Origin of the sequence: Mucilaginibacter psychrotolerans (genome assembly GCF_004519315.1) — a bacterium.
GTDB classification, from domain to species: domain Bacteria; phylum Bacteroidota; class Bacteroidia; order Sphingobacteriales; family Sphingobacteriaceae; genus Mucilaginibacter; species Mucilaginibacter psychrotolerans.
In genome coordinates this window covers 1-19,408 of sequence record NZ_SOZE01000026.1, presented here as the reverse complement: position 1 = coordinate 19,408, position 19,408 = coordinate 1, and the positions used below count along the sequence as shown (strand labels likewise).

At 48.0% G+C, this 19,408-nt stretch carries 19 protein-coding genes; 12 read left to right on the top strand and 7 right to left on the bottom strand.

The features are described 5' to 3' along the window. Nucleotides 1-37: 37 nt before the first annotated feature. The 8 genes from E2R66_RS28705 (at nucleotide 38) to E2R66_RS20715 (ending at nucleotide 8,087) form a co-directional block, all read left to right on the top strand. Entirely contained in the window at nucleotides 38-181 is a 144-nt protein-coding gene (locus tag E2R66_RS28705) for a DUF6728 family protein (RefSeq protein ID WP_192901998.1), read from the top strand. A gap of 36 nt (nucleotides 182-217) precedes the next feature. After that, on the top strand, nucleotides 218-598 hold the full coding sequence (locus E2R66_RS20745; protein ID WP_133234333.1) for a RidA family protein: 381 nt from the start codon (nucleotides 218-220) through the stop codon (nucleotides 596-598). Between the two features lie 12 nt (nucleotides 599-610). Continuing rightward, nucleotides 611-2,719 (top strand): ATP-dependent DNA helicase RecG, encoded by a 2,109-nt coding sequence (gene recG, locus E2R66_RS20740; protein WP_133234331.1) that lies wholly within the window; start codon nucleotides 611-613, stop codon nucleotides 2,717-2,719. A gap of 52 nt (nucleotides 2,720-2,771) precedes the next feature. After that, nucleotides 2,772-3,050: a type II toxin-antitoxin system RelE/ParE family toxin gene (locus E2R66_RS20735; protein WP_133234329.1), complete on the top strand. Its 279-nt coding sequence runs from the start codon at nucleotides 2,772-2,774 to the stop codon at nucleotides 3,048-3,050. Nucleotides 3,051-3,067: 17 nt separating this feature from the next. After that, complete coding sequence (locus E2R66_RS20730; RefSeq protein ID WP_133234327.1) at nucleotides 3,068-3,379, top strand: HigA family addiction module antitoxin; 312 nt, start codon at nucleotides 3,068-3,070, stop codon at nucleotides 3,377-3,379. A 36-nt stretch (nucleotides 3,380-3,415) separates the two neighbouring features. Then, a complete protein-coding gene (locus E2R66_RS20725; protein ID WP_133234325.1) occupies nucleotides 3,416-4,798 on the top strand; it encodes a M20/M25/M40 family metallo-hydrolase in 1,383 nt (460 codons plus the stop codon). Between the two features lie 126 nt (nucleotides 4,799-4,924). Further along, nucleotides 4,925-6,217 carry an MFS transporter gene (locus tag E2R66_RS20720; protein WP_133234323.1) on the top strand — a complete coding sequence of 431 codons (1,293 nt, stop codon included), beginning with the start codon at nucleotides 4,925-4,927 and terminating at the stop codon, nucleotides 6,215-6,217. A gap of 97 nt (nucleotides 6,218-6,314) precedes the next feature. After that, complete coding sequence (locus E2R66_RS20715; protein ID WP_133234321.1) at nucleotides 6,315-8,087, top strand: hypothetical protein; 1,773 nt, start codon at nucleotides 6,315-6,317, stop codon at nucleotides 8,085-8,087. A 698-nt stretch (nucleotides 8,088-8,785) separates the two neighbouring features. On the opposite strand, the gene E2R66_RS20710 is transcribed toward E2R66_RS20715, so the two are convergent. Next, nucleotides 8,786-10,612 (bottom strand): FAD-dependent oxidoreductase, encoded by a 1,827-nt coding sequence (locus E2R66_RS20710; protein ID WP_133234319.1) that lies wholly within the window; start codon nucleotides 10,610-10,612, stop codon nucleotides 8,786-8,788. Nucleotides 10,613-10,703: 91 nt separating this feature from the next. On the opposite strand from E2R66_RS20710, the gene E2R66_RS20705 reads away from it, so the two are divergent. From E2R66_RS20705 to E2R66_RS20695, 3 genes are read left to right on the top strand one after another with little or no spacing between them, the layout of a single operon-like run. Continuing rightward, on the top strand, nucleotides 10,704-11,228 hold the full coding sequence (locus tag E2R66_RS20705; RefSeq protein WP_133234317.1) for a YfiT family bacillithiol transferase: 525 nt from the start codon (nucleotides 10,704-10,706) through the stop codon (nucleotides 11,226-11,228). Between the two features lie 32 nt (nucleotides 11,229-11,260). Beyond that, nucleotides 11,261-11,461 carry a DUF2683 family protein gene (locus tag E2R66_RS20700; protein WP_133234315.1) on the top strand — a complete coding sequence of 67 codons (201 nt, stop codon included), beginning with the start codon at nucleotides 11,261-11,263 and terminating at the stop codon, nucleotides 11,459-11,461. Beyond that, nucleotides 11,452-11,652: a Txe/YoeB family addiction module toxin gene (locus E2R66_RS20695; RefSeq protein ID WP_240049361.1), complete on the top strand. Its 201-nt coding sequence runs from the start codon at nucleotides 11,452-11,454 to the stop codon at nucleotides 11,650-11,652. The genes E2R66_RS20700 and E2R66_RS20695 overlap by 10 nt, the downstream gene beginning before the upstream one ends. A 110-nt stretch (nucleotides 11,653-11,762) precedes the next feature. Here the strand turns inward: E2R66_RS20695 and E2R66_RS20690 are convergent, their stop codons facing one another. The 4 genes from E2R66_RS20690 to murQ all read right to left on the bottom strand — a co-directional run bounded on the left by E2R66_RS20690 (nucleotide 11,763) and on the right by murQ (nucleotide 14,584). Continuing rightward, a complete protein-coding gene (locus E2R66_RS20690) occupies nucleotides 11,763-12,491 on the bottom strand; it encodes a Bax inhibitor-1/YccA family protein (protein ID WP_133234313.1) in 729 nt (242 codons plus the stop codon). A 98-nt stretch (nucleotides 12,492-12,589) separates the two neighbouring features. Next, nucleotides 12,590-13,057: a hypothetical protein gene (locus tag E2R66_RS20685; protein WP_133234311.1), complete on the bottom strand. Its 468-nt coding sequence runs from the start codon at nucleotides 13,055-13,057 to the stop codon at nucleotides 12,590-12,592. Between the two features lie 62 nt (nucleotides 13,058-13,119). Further along, nucleotides 13,120-13,686: a hypothetical protein gene (locus tag E2R66_RS20680; RefSeq protein WP_133234309.1), complete on the bottom strand. Its 567-nt coding sequence runs from the start codon at nucleotides 13,684-13,686 to the stop codon at nucleotides 13,120-13,122. Between the two features lie 91 nt (nucleotides 13,687-13,777). Then, nucleotides 13,778-14,584, bottom strand: coding sequence for an N-acetylmuramic acid 6-phosphate etherase (murQ, locus tag E2R66_RS20675; protein ID WP_133234307.1), 807 nt, complete (start codon nucleotides 14,582-14,584; stop codon nucleotides 13,778-13,780). 434 nt (nucleotides 14,585-15,018) lie between these two features. Here murQ and E2R66_RS20670 point away from each other — a divergent pair, with 434 nt between their 5' ends. After that, nucleotides 15,019-16,605, top strand: a complete 1,587-nt coding sequence (locus E2R66_RS20670) for a S41 family peptidase (RefSeq protein WP_133234304.1) — start codon at nucleotides 15,019-15,021, stop codon at nucleotides 16,603-16,605. Here the strand turns inward: E2R66_RS20670 and E2R66_RS20665 are convergent, their stop codons facing one another. After that, complete coding sequence (locus tag E2R66_RS20665) at nucleotides 16,606-17,250, bottom strand: hypothetical protein (RefSeq protein WP_133234302.1); 645 nt, start codon at nucleotides 17,248-17,250, stop codon at nucleotides 16,606-16,608. Between the two features lie 87 nt (nucleotides 17,251-17,337). After that, the gene (locus tag E2R66_RS20660; RefSeq protein WP_133234300.1) at nucleotides 17,338-19,056 is read right to left on the bottom strand and encodes a glycoside hydrolase family 3 protein; all 1,719 of its coding nucleotides are present in this window, start codon (nucleotides 19,054-19,056) and stop codon (nucleotides 17,338-17,340) included. Nucleotides 19,057-19,408 lie beyond the last annotated feature (352 nt).

The following is a 19,408-nucleotide window of genomic DNA, read 5'->3' as shown; positions in this document are numbered from 1 at the left end:
ATAACCCGGAGCTTTCTTTTTTTTATTAATTTTGTGCATGTATTTCTTCAGGAAAAAAGACCCTAACCGGCCAACCAGTTTTAATTTAAAGGTGATGCATACCATTAATGCTATCGCCATCATCATGTTTTTGCTGGGTATCATCTATATCCTTATTAAATGGTACATCCTCAAGAAATAGCCTTTTCCCCTAATTAATTACCCATATAACATCGCAATGAAAACGATCATCAATACCACTAATGCCCCTGCTCCTATAGGCCCTTACAGCCAGGCTGTTGCCGCAAGCGGGTTCTTATTCGTATCTGGCCAGGTGCCTATCAACCCGGCCACCGGCGAAGTGGTTACCACCGGCATTATCGATGAAGCCAAACTGGTAATGGAAAACCTGAAAGCGATATTGACAGAGGCCGGCCTGGGTTTTGAGAGCGTGATCAAAACCAATATCTTCCTTACCGATATGCAAACTTTTGCACAGGTAAACGAAGTTTACGGCGCTTACTTTACCGCCAACTTCCCCGCGCGCGAAACTGTGCAGGTATCGGCATTGCCAAAAGGCGTTAATGTGGAGATATCGGTTATTGCCCTGAAACCCTGAACCAGCTAAACATTGAATAGCCAGCACTTTCAAACACCTATCGAATACTTAAAAGGCGTGGGGCTAACTCGGGCCGAGGTGCTGAAAAAGGAGCTGAATATCCATACGTTTGCGGATCTGCTGAAGCATTTCCCGTATAAGTATATCGACCGCACGCGGTTTTACAAGATAAAAGACATACAGCCCGACCTGCCTTATGTGCAGGTACTGGCCCGCCTTGTTTCGAAAGAAATGATGGGCGAAAAACATACCAAACGCCTGGTTGCCCAGGCGAAGGATGATACGGGCATCATAGAACTGGTGTGGTTTCAGGGGATAAAATGGGTGGAAAAAAGTCTGGTACCCGGCCAGGTTTACGTGCTGTTTGGCAAGCCCGGCTTTTTTAACGGTAAAGCCCAAATGGCCCATCCCGAGATTGAGCCCTACAACCCAAAAGCGCCACAACAACGCGGGGCGCTCACCCTGCAACCGGCTTACAACTCAACCGAGAAATTAAAGCAGTTTAGCCTGGATAGCAAGGGCCTGCAAAAACTCATCGCAGCATTGCTGGACCAGTACGCGCGAGAGATCCACGAGAATCTGCCGGCATACGTGCTCAACCGCTTTAAGCTGGCCGGTCGTGCAGAAAGTTACCGCAACATCCATTTTCCTAACGATGCCGCGCAACTGCATGAAGCTGTCTTAAGGTTAAAGTTCGAAGAATTATTTTTCCTGCAACTAAAGCTGCTTAAGAACAAGCTTACCCGTACAGCCAAATTCAAGGGTAATGTATTTGGCACGGTTGGGCATTACTTTAACGAGTTTTACCACCATAAACTACCCTTTGAGCTTACCGACCCGCAAAAAAAGGTGCTGAAAGAAATCCGTGTAGATACCCAGCGCGGCGTGCAAATGAACCGTCTGCTACAAGGCGATGTTGGTAGCGGCAAAACCGTTGTGGCCTTAATGAGCATGCTGATAGCCATTGATAATGGTTTTCAAACCTGCATTATGGCCCCAACCGAAATTCTGGCCAACCAGCATTACCAAACCATCAAAAGCCTGGTGGGTGATGATTTTGTTGAGTTGGCCCTGCTTACCGGCTCGGTACCGCAAAAAAAACGGCGCGTAATACACGAGCAACTGGAAGACGGCACACTGAAGATACTTATAGGCACGCATGCGCTGATTGAAGATAAAGTACAATACAAAAACCTGGGGCTGGTAGTGATAGATGAGCAGCATCGTTTCGGCGTGGAGCAGCGCGCTAAGCTTTGGCGCAAAAACATCATCCCACCGCATGTTTTGGTGATGACAGCCACGCCAATCCCGCGCACCCTGGCTATGACGCTTTACGGGGATCTGGATGTATCGGTAATAGACCAGTTGCCTGCGGGGCGCAAGCCGATAGAAACCAAGCACTTTTACGATGCCCAACGCTTGCGCATGTTCGGCTTTATGAAACAGGAGATAGCCAAAGGCAGACAGGTTTATGTGGTGTATCCGCTGATACAGGAGAGCGAAAAGCTTGACCTGAAGAACCTGATAGACGGAACCGAGGTGATGAGCCGCGAGTTCCCGCTGCCGCAGTTCCGCATCAGCGTGGTGCATGGCAAAATGGCTGCCGCCGATAAAGATTTTGAGATGCAGCGCTTCATCAAAGGCGAAACGCAGATAATGGTGGCCACTACCGTAATAGAGGTGGGCGTAAACGTACCCAATGCATCGGTAATGATCATCGAGAACGCCGAGCGTTTTGGCCTTTCGCAACTGCACCAACTGCGTGGCCGCGTGGGCCGAGGTGCCGAGCAATCGTACTGTATATTGATGACAGGGCAAAAACTGAGTGCTGATGGCCGCGTGCGTATCAACACCATGGTAAAAACCAATAACGGTTTCGAGATAGCCGAGATAGATATGCAGCTGCGCGGCCCCGGCAATATAGAAGGTACGCAGCAAAGCGGCGTGCTCGACCTAAAAATAGCCGACCTCACCACCGATCAGGAACTGCTGACAAAAGTACGCAAATGCGTAGAAGATCTCCTGGCCGCCGATCCGCAACTGGCCCTGCCCGAGCACCAGATACTCCACCAATCGCCACAGGAAAAAAACGGCGGGTTAAGCTGGGATAAAATATCATAAATAATTCGTCAAATTATTTGACACCTGACACGTTTCATGTTACATTTGTTTTATGATCGTAACCATACGTCACAAAGGGCTAAGACTTTATTACGAAAGAGGAGACTCATCAAAATTACAGCCGCAGCATGTGAGTAAGATTAGGCTTATCTTAACCCGATTACAGGCTGCGAAATCCATCACGGATGTAAATATACCGGGGTATGGCTTGCATCAGCTAAGCGGCGAACTGAAAGGATTTTGGGCAATTAAAGTTGATAAAAATTACCGCATCATATTTCAGTTTATAAATGAAGATGCGCACGAAGTTGATTATTTGGATTACCAGTAATATAGGAGATTTTTGAAATGCATATGTTCGATCCGGCGCATCCAGGAGAATTGATCAGGGAAACTTTAGATGGTTTACATGAAGAGACAGGAAAAAAACTTACAGTTGAGCAAGTTGCCACAGGTTTAGGCACTACCCGTAAAACACTATCTGCTATAATTAATGGCAAGCAGGGAATTACTCCGGAAATGGCCCTGCGGCTAAGTGCCGCTTTTAACACTACGCCCGAATTTTGGCTGCACGCCCAGGAAAATTATGACCTTGCGCAAGCCCGCAAAAAAGTGGATATTAAGCAAGTAACTGTTTTTTGGCAACCCCAGGTTGCTTAATTATCTATCAATATAAAATATTAAACACCCATCCACATGAAGAAATTATTACTCCTCTTTGCTTTATTGGCTTCCGCCACGGCTTCTCAGGCACAGCAAGATTCGTTGATGCTGCGCAAACTTTACGATGAAGCCCTGGTAAACGGCCAGTGTTACGAAAACCTGCGCTACCTGTGTAAAAAGATCGGTCCGCGTTTAAGCGGCTCTGTAGGTGCGCAAAAATCGGTAGAATGGAGCAAAAAGCTCATGGACACCTACGGTTTTGATAAGGTGTACCTGCAGGAGTGCATGGTGCCGCATTGGGTACGCGGCGCAAAAGAAGAGGCTTATATCATCGATGGCAAAACCCGCATCAAGGTACCCATCGCGGCGTTGGGTATGTCGGTTGGTACGCCCGCAGCAGGCATCACCGCCAACATTGTCGAAGTAAAAAGCCTCAAAGAACTTGACCAATTGGGTGAAAGTGTCATCAAAGGCAAGATCGTTTTCTTCAATGGCCCATTCGATCAGCGTTTTATTGAAACCGGTGCAGGCTACGGCGCGGCAGGCGTTCAGCGTTTCGCAGGGCCATCTGCAGCCGCCAAATACGGCGCGGTTGGTGCTATCGTTCGCTCCATCAGTTCGGCATTGGACGATTTCCCGCATACCGGCGGCACCGTTTATGCCGAAGGCGGTGTAAAGATTCCTGCAGCAGCTATATCAACAATGGCGGCCAATAAGCTGAGTAATATGCTTAGGTTGCGCAAGCTTCCCCTGATCAAATTCTACTTTAAACAAAGTTGCCAGACTTTGCCCGATGTAAAATCATACAATGTTATCGGCGAAATCACCGGTAGCGAAAACCCTAATAAATTCATTACCGTAGGCGGGCACCTGGATTCGTGGGACCTGGCCGAGGGCGCGCATGACGATGGCACCGGCGTAATGCAATCTGTAGAAGTGCTAAGGATATTCAAAGCCGTTGGCTACAAGCCCAAAAACTCGGTACGCGCGGTGTTCTTCATGAACGAGGAGAACGGACATAAAGGTGGCCTTAAATATGCCGAGGTAGCGGCCCAAAACAACGAGGACCATATCGCAGCTATTGAGACCGACGAGGGCGGCTTCACTCCGCGCGGCTTCAGTTTCCAGGGCATCCCTGCAACCCAGTTGAAAGCTATTAATGAAAAATATAAATCCTTATTCGAGCCTTACGAGGCCGATCACCTTATTGCCGGCGGCGGCGGTACGGATATCGGGCCGCTGAAAGATACCAGGCCTGCCATTGTCCTGATCGGCTTTCGGCCCGATTCACAACGGTATTTTGATCTTCATCACTCATCAAACGATGTTTTCGAAAACGTGAACAAACGCGAGCTGGAGCTTGGTGCAGCAGCCATAGCCTCGCTGGTTTACCTGATAGATCAGCACGGATTGTAAAAACGAATAGATAGGCGCGGCACACACCGCGCCTTTTTTGTTATAATAAAGTAACAAAGCCCGCTACATTAACCTTATTAATACAGAGGTTCGTAACTTGCGGCTTTCAATCAAAACACCCCATCTATGCCCGAAGGAGATAGTACAAGCCCCCGGATAGACTCATTCGCCGCCTTGCGGTACAAAGATTTCCGCTCATACGTAGGCATGCGTTTCTGCTTTACGTTCGCCTACCAAATGCAAGCCGTTATCATCGGCTTTTATATTTACCACCTCACCAAAGATCCTTTTAAACTTGGCCTGGTGGGCCTTTGCGAGGCCATCCCCGCAGTGGGCGCTGCTTTATATGGCGGCTACATTGCCGATAAATCTGAAAAGCGAAAGATGCTTTTGTGGGTATTTGTTGGCGTATTCTTCTCCTCGCTGGTAATGTTCCTGATTACGCTTAAAGATGCCGATAAGTACATTGATGTAAATTGGATAGTACCCGTCATTTACCTGATGATATTCTGCAATGGCGTTGCCCGTGCGTTTTACGGCCCGGCCACGTTCGTCATCTACACGCAAAGCGTACCTAAAGAAATTTACCCTAACGCCGCTACCTGGAGCAGCAGTAGCTGGCAAATAGCCTCTATTTTGGGTCCGGCAGCGGGTGGCCTTATTTATGGCTACCTGGGCATAACGGTTACGTTTGTAGCCATATTAACTTTCTTGCTGATATCTTTAGTATTGGTTTACCTGTTACGGTCCTATCCGCCGGTGTTCGTGCCGAAGGAAAGCATCGGAAAAAGCCTTTCAGAAGGGATACGTTTTGTGTTTAATAGCAAGATGATGGTAGGTGCCATGAGTCTGGACTTATTCTCGGTTTTCTTCGGTGGGGCTGTAGCCTTGCTGCCGGTTTTTGCCAACGAGATATTGAAGGTTGGGCCCGAAGGGCTGGGCATTATGCGTGCCACGTCGTCGGCGGGTGCGGTGCTTACCATGCTGGCCATGGCCCGGTTCTCGCCTATGGGCAAGCCATGGCGCAACCTGCTTATTGCTGTTGCCGGTTTCGGGCTATCCATTATCGGTTTCGGCTTTTCAAAAAGCTTCTACCTGTCGTTGTTCTTCCTGTTTACCGAAGGAGCCTTCGATAGCGTGAGTGTAATTATCCGCGGAACCATCATGCAACTGCTCACACCAGATCATATGCGCGGGCGGGTATCGGCAGTGAATGCTATGTTCATCGGTTCCTCTAACGAGATCGGTGCCTTTGAATCGGGCACGGCGGCCAGGCTGCTGGGTACGGTACCTGCAGTAATATTCGGTGGTAGCATGACGTTGCTTATCGTAAGCATCACCTACCTTAAAACCAAAGTGCTCATACCACTATCGCTTAGCCAGATACATGCGCCCGAAGTGCCCAAAGAAACGGTATAAAGCCAGACATTGCACAGGGGGGTATTATTCTAACGATAATCTAATTTTAGGGATATAGCACAATAGCTATATTTAAGCCCTGATTCTTTGAGTTATAATGTTGACGTTATCGCCACGTATTTTATTGCTTTGGATGCTAATACCGGGCATGCTGCTGATACCTGCGGCCCATTCCTTTGCCCAAAGCAAATCCAACATCGATGGGCTAAAACTATTCGCATCCATAAAAACTACCCCTGCCAATAAGCGCATCGCAACCGCCCGCGAATTGTACCAGGCCAATTGCCTTATGCTGGCCGAAGCAGCAGCCATGCAAAACCTGGACCAGCTTAACGATATTGCCCGGCAAACAGCCGATTTGCCTTTGCAGTGCGCCGTATTGGATTTGCGCGCCGATTATTACGCTACAAAACGCAGGCACAACACCATAAGCAATAGCTATTACGATAAGGCTATCCATTTTGCAGAGGAACACGATTTGCCGTTGGAGGCTGCCGTTTACCAGCATCGCTTTGCAGTTTACCTGGGTAAATATGAACAGAACATCCCTGCCTGCCGCAACTTCTTGTTCTCGCAAGAAAAATTCCGGGCGATTGGTTTTGGCAAAGTGCCGGGCATAAGCATTTATTTTAACCAGGTAGCCAATTTTTACTATAGCATAGGCGATTATGAAACCACGCGTGAAAATCTGATGCTTGCCCTTAAATACCAGCAGCCCAAATCCCGCGAGCGGATAGACGTGTTGAATACCATCGGCCTTACTTACCGTAACACCGGGCATCAGGCAATGGGGATGCAGTATTTCCAAAAAGCTTTGGGCATGGCCAAAGCGGCCCGCGATAGCGCATGGATTGGCATAACTACGGGCAATATAGGTTCGGTGTATTTCATGCAGCGGCAATACGCAAAAGCCTTGCCGTTGGTACAAACAGATTATGCGGTATCGTTAAAATATAACCAAAAGCCTAATGCCGCCATTGCGCTGCTGCGTTTGGTGCGGATAAATATAGAAAGTGCCAACCTTGCATTAGCCACCCAACAGCTTAACACTGCCGATACCTTGCTACTAAGCGCCGGTAACGACGAGCTAAAGTACCGTGCCGATTATTTTAAGCTGAAGGCCTTGCTGAACGAAAAGCTTGGCAACAAAGCCACAGGCTTGCAATACCAGCAAAAGTATGTGCTGGCTAAAGATAGCCTGGAGAAACGCGGCAACCTGGCCGCAGTTGAACGCGTGCAGCTGCAATGGGAAGTAGATAAAAGTAAGACGCAACTAAAGCACCTTAAAAGCAGGGCCGAATTGGGGGCATACAAACGCAATACTGTTATCATCGTATTGATGCTATTGATGGTGATACTGGGGCTGATATATAACCGCCAACGCCTAAAGGCCAATAAAGACAAAGCACTGCTGGCATCAGAAAAATTAAGGCTGGACGAAGAACTGAAGAACGCCAAAGCCGCCCTGCACGGCTACACCGAAAACCTGATGCAGAAGAACCTGCTCATAGATGAGTTTAAGAGCGAGCTTGAAAAACTTAAGCTACGATCTGTAAGCGAGGTGGACGCCCGCGAACTGGAGCATATGATGAAAGCCCATATCATGACGGATGAGAACTGGGCCGAATTCAGGAAATTGTTTAGCAAGGTGCACCCGGCTTTTTTTTACCGCCTGCGCAATAAATTCCCGCACCTTACCGATACCGATATACGCCTGCTTACCCTGCTTAAGCTAAACCTTAACAACCGCGAGATGGCCGGTATGCTGGGCATCACCACCGATGGCGTAAAAAAAGCCAAGCAACGCCTGCGCAAAAAAATGGAGGTTGAACAAGGCAGCGAAATAGAAGATGCCGTAGCGGCATTATAGCCGCGCTTTACTCATTTTAGCTATTTGTCCTCCTTTTGTCCCCATAAACATTCTTTTTTTGCGCAAAACAAGCGCAATATTTGCCTATCGCACAATATATTAATGGTGTGTAACCATTTGTTTACAATTAATTAATGCGCTATAAATTACTTATTATGAAAAATGCGTATATTTATAGTGCCCGGACCTACAGCTTCAGTTGTGAACAAATACGGTTAACGTATTAAAAAAACTGCGGGGATGATGACTATTCCTGCACCTACTGCAAACAGCATTTGGCTGTCTTGATTACCTGCAAATCCGAACAAAATTTTAACTGTTTACTAAGACCCCTTATGGAAACAAAACACAACAAACTTAAATGCCCCAAATGTGCTAACGGCATTTTAGCCCACCGGGCAAAACGCCCCCTTTGGATGAAATTTTTTTTATTTTGGCTACCAATTAGGCGATACGAATGCGGCAGTTGCTACAGGCGCTCTTATGTATTTGGCTCTTATACCCATCGCAACACGCGTACAGCACTTAGTTAGGGTTGGTAAACCGACCGAGCGTCAGTAATACTCCCGCCCAAAGCCGCGCAAGAATCCAGGCGACTGCCTTGCATTTCGTAAAGTATATTGGGTTCGTACAACGCGGCCAGGCGATGGGTACTATATGGATGGTAAATTCGCGCCCTAGTGCGGTTTAGGGGCGTATTAATTAATCATCTTCCCTGCCAAATCCACCTTGCGTGCAAAGGGGTTAAGGTATTTATTGGCCAACACTACAAACTCGCGGCGTGTAACAGGGCGTTTGGTATCGAATGCTACCGTGAAGTTGTACTTGCTTTTCCAGTTGGCGCGCATAATACGTTCCAGCGTTTCCGGGTCGGTAAGCGACATCTCGCTGATGTAAGATAACAGGTTGCCAACGGTGAAATCATCACCCGGTTGCGTTTTGTTGAACCACAGGAACGAGCGGGTGTATATCTCATTGAGGTAAGGTTTTACTTCGTCTGTATAAACGGTAGTATCGGGCTTAAACAGCATTTGTGCGGTAGTGCCGGTTACCGTGCGGAAACCTTTCAGCATGCCGGTACAACCCACTTGTTGTACGGCGCGGTAGGCCGGGTCGGATTTGGGGATATCGCTGAAAGGCATTACCGAGCCACCGTAAATGAGCACCTCGTCTTGTATCTTGCGTACATCCAGTTCCTTGGTGGTCTTGCCGAAGAACGCGCACCAGGCTGCCGAGGCGCCCACGCCCTGCCCCAGGGCCATCTGCACGGCCGGGTCGGTAATGCTGCCGTTTACCAAATGCGTTACCGACATCGCCTTCTCCGTTACAAATAGATTAACCGCGTCTTTTACCACGATGGCACCCAGTGGCACCGAGTACGGCGGGAAAGGCGGGTACTTTATTTTTGGCGCGCCGGGTATAATGTAATGCTGTCCGGGTAAAGCGTCGCCAATGCCTATAGAGGTGCGGTACAGGCGTGAACCCCTGTCGTACGGTGTGTAAATATCATCCAGCACCATGCGCACTTCGCCGTAGGCACGTTTGTTTTCTCGGATGTGGGGGATAAGCGGCAGGTGGTCGCGGGTGGGGAATTCATCGGCAAGGCCTAGGTTTTTGTAACCCAGTTCGGCTTGCAGGTAGTAGATAGCCCCCAAGGTATGCAGGCGGGCCTTGCGGAAGGTTTCGCCACGTTTTTCGGGCGAGAGGTCGTCTGAGGTTACCGAGTATTGGTTTGCGCAATCGTTCCAGTTCATCATGAACTTATCGTTTATGAGTGCGCCGGCCTTCAGCATTTTTTTGATGTCGATTTTTTTGAGGCAGGCATAGAGCGATGGCTCGTAGCCCTCGGGCCGGGCAATGGTTTTGTCGGCCGCTCGGCCATAATCCTTCAGTATGGCAATCATGCTGATGTCCTGTATCTGGTTGGTGGCATTATCCGGGGCCTGCGCCTCGCCCGTTTCTTTACGGCTATCAAAACCGGTATTGAATAAGGCGCCTGCCAGAGTGGCCACATCGCCAAATTCGGTAGCATCAACCACGGCTTTGGCTTTGATCACATCGGTTGTGCCGTTTACGGAAATGCTTACCTCCCAGCCTGTGCCGTCTTTTTTAATGGCGGTGAATGGCGTGCTTAACCGCACGGTAAGGTTTTTGACAGTATCGGTCAGTTTTTTGAGGATAGATGCCCCAACCGATGGCTCAAAGTTGAGCACGGCGTTAAAGGTGGTATCGTAACCTAATCTTACTTTGTAAAAGTTTTTGACGCGCTCCCTGAATTCGCCGTAAAAGCCGTTGGGCAGGTTGCGGTTGGCCTCCAGTATGCACATGCCGCCGGCCGTCATACTGCCGCCCAACCATGGCCCTTGCTCTATCAGCATGGTTTTAACGTTGCTTCGTGCACTTTGTATAGCTGCTGCTACGCCGCTTGCGCCGCCGCCCACCACCAGCACGTCGGTTTTTATCGTATCGGCAAGAGTGGTGGCAGAGGTTAGTACGAATAGCAGTGTTAATAATTTTTTTATCATCAGTTTACAAAACAAGTACAAAACGCTAATTTAGGGCAAATCCTTATGGATGCATCAAATTATTATTGCCCAAAACTAAATTTTATAAGCCATGACAGACGAGCAGATGCGTTACCCAGTAGGCAAATTTGTAGCCCCGCTTTCCTATATCCCCGAAGATAAACGTAAATGGATAAGCGAAATACGTAACCTGCCCGGCAAGGTGCGTAATGCAATTATGCCCCTTGCCGATCGGCAACTGGATACCCAATACCGCACCGGCGGGTGGACACTGCGCCAGGTTGTACACCACCTGGCAGATAGCCACATGAACTCGCTCATCCGTTTCAAACTGGCGCTTACCGAAGAAAACCCCACCATAAAACCCTACGAAGAGGGTGATTGGGCGCTGCTGCCCGACTACCGCATGCCCGTAGAACCATCTTTGCGTATGCTGGAGGGCATACACATGCATATGGTTGCCCTTTTCGAGAGCTTTACCGAAGAGCAATGGGATATGACCTTTTACCACCCGGCATCGGGCGAGGCCGTGACACTGAAAAAAGCATTGGCCCTTTACGCCTGGCACAGCAGGCACCACCTGGCGCATTTAACGGAGACTATAAAGCGGTTTTAGGAATTTGACAACTGAAAGTATTAAATTTGTATATGGAAACACTCATCGTATATCCTGAAAGCAAAGAACAGGCAATGGCTGTTAAGGCGTTTTTAAAATCTCTTAAAGTTTCTTTCGAGAAAGAAGGCAATGGCCCGTATAATCAAGCGTTTGTAGAGAAAATAAAGCGCGGAGAAAAAGCAGCAAAGGAAGGTAAAGGCGTTAAAGTCGACCTCGACAATCTATGGAAATAGAATTGTTTGGGGACGCTGAGGACGACCTTAAATACTGGCAGAAATCGGGCAATAAGGTTGTCCAGAAAAAAATACATCGGCTGCTTACAGATATAAGGGCTCATCCTTTTGAAGGTATTGGAAAACCGGAAGCCCTCAAATACAATCTCTCGGGTAAATGGTCCAGGCGAATCGATCAGAACACCGCTTAATTTACGAAGTATTTGGAGAAACAGTGCGGGTTTATTCTCTTAGGGGGTACTACATATAAAATAAAAAAAAAGCCGCACAAGGCGGCTCTTTAAGATAGTATGGAGGGAATTTATCTCCTTCTGCCAAAAAGGCGCAGCATCGACATAAACAAGTTTATAAACGTAGTGTATAGTATAAACGCTCCTATAATCACCAATTTTTTTGATTCCTCATTGCCAAACTCAAGGCCGGCACCAATCCGTTTCAACATTTGCATGTAATAGGCGGTAAGGCCTATCATGGCAGCAACCCATACATAGCTTACAATATAATCAAACTGCGCGCTGCCTAAAAAGAAGTTTACAAAACTGGCAATAAACGCGCCGACAAACATCATGTACATGATAGAACCAAACTTGGTTAGGTCCATCGAAGTTTTATAACCGCCAACCGCCATTGCAGCAAATAACAGGGCCGAACTTACGAACATGGCGAATATCGAGGCCCCGGTATAGATAAGCCCGAAAATACTGAAAGTAATCCCTATGGTTGCTGCATAAGTAAGAAATATTACCACCATTACCGGATACGATATTTTATTAAACCCGAAGTTTATCACCAGCGAAAAAACAAGCGGCGCAAATACAGCTACATATCCCAGCGGGGTAAAACCTGTAGGGCTAATAATAAGCGCCATCAGGTTTAAATTGAGGTAAAACGTAAAAGCCACGGCAGCCGAAACACCCATTGCGATAAACATCCAGATAAACACTTGCGCCAAATATCTGCGGGATGTTGTTTCGTTATCATCCGTATGGTTAATGCTTGTATAAGAGTAATTAGAAGTTTTGGTTTCCATTTTTTTATTATAATATATTTAATACGAATGTAGTAAAGTTGTAACGATACAAAAGATATGATTGTTATAAATTTGATAACAACAGGTGTAGTTTATGGCTATAAAAATACAATTGGCCAATACACCGCTTTGAATTGCTTACAAGTGCTTATTATTTCAGCTGCATCCACAGGTTCCATCCAGCCGTATTGTGGGTTTTGAAGCCCCTGTCTTTGCTTATCTAACACGATGCCCGATTCGAACATCACCTTATGGTTTCTAACCACATAGAATGTACTTTGAAAGGTGGCCATATCGCCCCCGATAGCCCTGAACTTCCAGTCCTTTTTCATGCGCATCAAAACTTTCCTGTCCCCGGTTTTGATGCATCCATGATGTTGAATTGAGGGATGCAGGTCGGTAAAGTCTGAAGGGGAAACTACAATAAATGCCTGCCAATTGCCCTTTGTAAAATCAAAACCTGCAAAGGGGTTTAATTGCTGACCGGCTTTCACCGCCCCTGCTGTTTTATCTAAGTTATTTTGCGATAACGGGATAACTAAAGTATAACCGGTTACATAACACACGATGCTTACCAGCGCAAAAACCGATAAATATAATGCCTGGAATTTTTACCGGTTTCCCCATCTTAGTTCAATCTTTTCATCAGCTGCTCTTCTACCTTTTTATAAACCTGCACGGGTTTTAGGGTGCGCCAATTCAGCTCATCCAACTGGCCGCCAAAGTTGATATAGTAATCGATATTGCTGTTCTTGAATTCCTTGATCACATGCTCCTGGAAATTTACGCCCGCTATCCAGCCATCCTCCACATCCTGAAACCATTCCTCGTAGTAGCTATCGTCTGAATGGTGGTAGTTAAGCACGTTCTCGCCAATCAGTACGAATTTGTTGATGCCCTGGTCTATCATCAGCTCCAGTATCTCGCGCTTCAGCAGCATGATATCGTTATTGATGGCATCGTTCCATTCGCCAATGAATTCTATGATGCTGTACCCCCGGTCGTAATCAACAAAGAGCACTTTCAAGTAAAGCGTGTTAGATCCGAACGAATCCCATTGCGGATGCAGCAGGTAATTGTATATCTGTTTATCAAATTCAAACTCGTTGTATTGCGTAGCATAAAAAGGCGAGTACTCGTCTTCTGATGCTACATAATCATCGCGCCATTTGTAATATGGTTCTATCTCGTGCACAGCCCCCTCCAACCTCCCCGGGAAGGGGAGACTTTTTGATTATCTAGTTTAATTCTTTTCATTTGAAATCTGCACATCTGAAATTTGAACATTATTTTTTACTCGCTTCCACGGCTTTCCTCACGCTGCCGTTTTCCGTTAAAAGTTTGGCTGCCGTTTTCTCGTCGAGGCCGGTTTCGGCCATTACCATGCGGGTGCCGCGGTGTACCAGTTTATTGTTGCTTAACTGCATATCCACCATTTTATTACCCTTTACGCGGCCCAGCTGTATCATAACGCTGGTGCTTAGCATATTCAAAACCAGCTTTTGCGCGGTGCCGGCTTTCATACGGGTGCTGCCGGTAACAAATTCGGGGCCTACGATAACTTCTACCGGGTACTGCGCTTCTGCCGCTACAGGGCTTTTGCTATTGCAAACGATACAGCCCGTGGCGATATTATGCTCGTTGGCCATCTGCAAGCCGCCGATAACATAAGGCGTAGTGCCCGATGCCGCTATGCCTACCACCACGTCGTTCTCATTAATGTTGAATTCCAACAGATCCTTCCAGGCTTGCTGGCGATCGTCTTCGGCAAACTCTACCGCCTTTCTAATCGCGGTATCACCGCCGGCAATAATACCTACCACCCAATCGAAGGGCACGCCAAAGGTTGGCGGGCATTCCGATGCATCAACCACGCCCAGCCTGCCGCTGGTACCTGCGCCGATGTAAAACAGCCGGCCGCCGATGCGCATCTTTTCGGTTACGATGGTGGCCAGATCTTCTATCTGCTCCATCGCTTTTTCTACTGCCAATGGTACGCTTTTATCTTCGTTATTAATGTTTTGGAGGATATCCAGCAAAGGCATTTTCTCCAGGTTGTTATATTTAGAATCCTTTTCGGTTGTTATTTCCATGCGGGGCAAGAATAATTTTAACAAAATTGAATAAAAAACATCAAAGCAAAGAAGATGCATCGATATGCCTTCAAATTATTTCGCGTGACGGGTTCGGGGGACGATCGTTGGCGGCGGTTCTTATTGCTCGTATATTTGACTCACCCTGTCTGCCGACAGGCAGACCCGGGTACGCTACGCTGCCCGACCCTCTCTCCGCAAGCGGAAAGAAGGTTAAAAGTAGAAATAAAAGATGTCCCTCTTTGCGCAGCAGAGAGGGGTTGGGGGTGAGTCCACTAGCGACGCGGACATAGCAGTCATGCGTCTGAGACCCGTTTAAAGGTGTCGCGGCTTTCATCCCCAACCCGTATAAATACGTATATAACGGTATCAAACAACAACACATAAATTATAGGCTATAAAGCTTATTGCTTAAATTTGCCAGGCATCACTACATGAAACAAACTGCGGGTATTATTTTCCGGGCTATCATCTTACTACTGATAGGCATCCTCATTGGCATTTTTATTAGCGAAGACAATGTTGCGGGGCGCAAGCTCGGCTTCAGTTTTTCGCGCAGCGACGATAAAATTTCTAAAGTGCTCGATCTGGTGAACCAAAATTATGTAGATTCGGTAGATATCGATAGTATAGCGGGCATAACCGTGAACGATATGCTGCAAAACCTCGATCCACATTCCGTGTACCTGCCCGCCCAGCAGGCGCAATCCATCAGCGAACGTTTGGGTGCCGGCTTCAACGGCATCGGGGTAGAATACCAGGTACTGCGCGATACACTGGTGATCACCCAAATGTATCCCGGCGGCCCGGCGGCAAGGGCTGGGCTTAATACGGGCTACCGCGTCATATCGGTAAACGGCAAACCATTCTCAGGCACCAAGCTCACGCAAAGTCGCATCAGCCAAACTTTCCGCGGCGAAAAGGATTCGGAGATAACCCTCAATGTGATTACCAATACCGGAGAGCATAAAGATTACCGCATCAAACGTGGGCGAGTTGCCCAGAGCAGCCTGGACGCATATTACCTTACCGGCACCACCGGCTATATCAAGATAAGCAAATTTGCGTCTACCACCGATGCAGATTTCAGGCGCGCCCTTAGCGCTTTAAAAGCCGATGGCATGCAAAAATTGATTTTAGACCTGCGCGGAAACGGCGGCGGTTACCTCAATACCGCTACCGCCATGGCCGACGAGTTTTTGCCGAAAAACAAACTCATCGTGTACACCAAAGGCGCGCACGAACCACGTACAGATTACTTTGCAACCGACTCTGGCAATTACGAGCATGGCAAGCTAACCGTAATGATAGATGAATACTCGGCCAGTGCCAGCGAGATATTGGCAGGTGCATTGCAGGATTTGGACCGGGCCACCATTGTAGGCAGGCGGTCGTTCGGAAAAGGTCTGGTACAGCAACAATTTCCCTTTGGGGATGGAACGGCCATAAACCTTACCGTAGCACGGTATTACACGCCCTCGGGCCGGTCGATACAGAAATCATATAAAAACGGTGTGCAAAGCTACCGGAACGAATTAGCCAACCGGGTGCGCAAAGGGGAGTTGCTCTCTGCAGGCAACAGCCTGGCCGATAGCGCCTTCGTGGGTGCCTCAACCTACCATACCAGCAACGGCCGGAAGGTGTTCAGTTCGGGCGGCATTATGCCCGATGTTTTTGTTGCTGCGGATACTACCCAAAGCACGCAGCTTTTGGGAGATATAAGCGATAAGCAACTGTTTACCGCCTATATTATCGATAAAATGCAGCCCACTATTAGCAAGTATGGCACCGAAGATAAATTCTTCAACAATTATCAGCTGAGCAATGCCGAATACGATGCCTTTGTACAATACGCGGCCAAATCTTTAGAGCAGGTTGACCCGCGCGAGTTGCAGCAATCTGCTGCGTTGATAAAAACTTTGCTGAAGGCCCATGCGGCGCGCTTTAGATGGGGCAACAGCGCCTTTTACCGTGTGATCAACCAAAACGATAGCACGTTTAAAAAAGCGTTGGAGGAGTAATCAATTCACCGTAAATATTCCGTTGAAGTACGATAGCATTGCGGCATCATCATCCCTGAAGTACGCTACCGGGTAATCCGAACCCGAGGGGGTGATTTTCCAGGCTTTGATGAATTGTGGCGTTGGGGTGGGCCCATCAGGCGTTACGTTGTAATACCCAAACTCTGCCGACATGCACGAATCTTTGTAGGAGCGATTGGCATAGAAACCATCCTTCTGTATCTCATCCAAAAAAAGCTTACGCACCTGGCTTAGCTGCAAGTGTTTGCCCGTGCCTATGTTGATGCTACTGTAACGGGGGCTAATGGTTGTAGTGAATACGCCGTTCATAAAATGATACCCAATATCGCCATTAAGCAAGGGCAGGCCGTTAAAATATTGCATGGCGACGGTGTGCTGGTAAACGTTTATTACGCCATTCAACGGGATGTTGTCGTTGAAATCAGCCCGATAGAAACTTAGTCCCTGGTAACTGATGCCGTTATTCTGGAACAGTGTTTTGATTTTGGCGTAAGCGGCATCGCCAACCGGGTTCAGCGGACGAATGTATTCTGTAACGCAGCCGTTATCCTGCAAAACGGCTTTGTTGCAAGCAGCCAGCGCAAGCATGGCCGGCAGCAGCAAAAACAGTAAAGCTTTTTTCATGATGGAAGAGGTTTATAGTACCGTTACGCCCGCACAGGCAATTGTGCTACAAAATCCTCCCTGTATTTTTCGATAATGCGCTATCAATTAAAGATTTGAGCCAGCCCCGGTAGTATAAAAAGTATTTACGCTTACCGGTAGTTTGCCCGTTGGTTTAATTTGCCCGCTGATGGCCTTAACCGCGGCGCGCTGCATAGCTTCATCCTTTTGGTAACATACCAGTATGGCACCGGCCTTTTCAATGCCGGGCAAGCCAGCAATGGCGTAGGCGTTGGCAAAAACGCTGATGACTGAATTTGGTTTTGCGGCCAAATCAGCTATCAGCAGTCTTACGTCGCTGCTGTAATCAAGTTTGCTGGCGGGGCGTATACGGGTGTCATGTACGCCCACAAAAACCTGATCGTATTGCTTTAGCGATGCCAATAGCTTGTTCAGGTCCGGCACAGGGGTATTCTTGCCGACTAAAAACTGCGTGCTGTTAGGGTAATGCTTAACCAGCTCCTGCTGAAAAACAGTTTGCTCGGTTACACCTATGCTGATGATGGCTGTTTTTTTGGTGGTATCCTGTTTGAGCGTGCGGCTGTCGCCTTGTATAAGCGTTACGGCGGCATCGCTTAGCTGCTGTACCAATTGGGTTGCAGCAGGGCGGTTAAGATCGGCCAGCAGGCCATCGGTTACAACCGGGGTATAATTGTTCAGTCCGGCCCAGTATTTAGCGGCCAATATCTTCTTCACTTTCGCCTCAAACTCTCCAGAGTCGATATGCTTTTGGCGCACGGCTTTGCGTATCAGCTTGGCAGCGTTTTTAGAATCTTCGGATAGTTCGATCAGATCCATACCCGCCAGGAATGCCAACAGGTCGGCCTCGCCTTTTGGGAAATATTTGGTTACGCCTTTCATCTCCATAGCATCGGAGGCAATCAGCCCTTTAAAAGCCAGTGAATCTTTCAAAAGCCCTGTGATGATGGGTTTAGACAAGGTAGAGGGCAGGTTTTTGGTGGTATCCAGCACCGGTATGCTCATGTGCGCTATCATCACCCCGCCAATGCCGGCATTTACTGCCTCGCGGAAGGGGTAGAGTTCTAAGGAATCAAGCCGCTCGCGGGAAAAGGGCAGCAGAGGTAAATCGAAGTGCGAATCTACATTGGTATCGCCATGACCGGGGAAGTGCTTGGCTATGGCGATGAGGCCTGCATCTTGCATGCCCTTGGCGTAGGCTATGCCTTTACGCGCCACGTTATACTTGTTATCGCCGAAGGAGCGATAGTTGATAACAGGGTTATTGGGGTTGTTGTTTACATCAAAATCGGGCGCGAAATTGATATGTACGCCCAATCGTTTAAAATCATAGGCCACCATCTGCCCCATTTTGTAAATGAGCGTGTTGTCCTGTATAGCACCGAGGGCCATTTGGTAGGGGTAAGATATGGTAGAATCCAGCCGCATGCCCAGTCCCCATTCGCCATCCATGGCTATGAGCAACGGCACTTTGGCAACTTTTTGGTATTGGTTCACCAAAATGGCCTGCCTGCCCGGCCCGCCCTGGAAAAACACCAGTCCGCCAATGTGCTGTTTCTTGATGACTTTCCTCACCGAATCGGAATAGGCCTGTCCGCGGTTGGTGTGCGCCCGGACGAAGAACAGCTGCCCAACGCGCTTGCGCCTGTTCATTTTATTATAGACAGAATCTACCCAATGGTTCTGGCGCGATAAGGCATCTATCAACTGAGGCGTTTGTGCAAAGGCGCAATCGGCAAATAAAATGGCGGCAAATAATAGCGTATAAGCTAGGCGTTTTTTTAGCATGGCAATGTAAATGTAGGTTAAATCTTAAAAATGGCTAATTGTTTTTTTGGGGAGAGGATAATTGAGGATTGGAGCCATAAGCGTTCGCAACCTTTGAATCGGTATTGTCGCTCGCAGATTGACTCACCCCGACGGCCCGCATGCGCGGGCGTCGACCCTCTCTGCTCCGCAAAGAGGGTGAAGAGTAAAGAGGGTAAAAAACAGTAAAATAATAACCTCAATGTCTCCCCTTCTTTGCGCAGCAGAGAGTTATACCGTTTAAAAGCAAGTAGTTTTCAAACAATTTTATAAGTTTGCGTAGAGAGCAGGTAGTAAGCCCGTATATTCTTCAACTCGAAGCTTGGGACGCTAT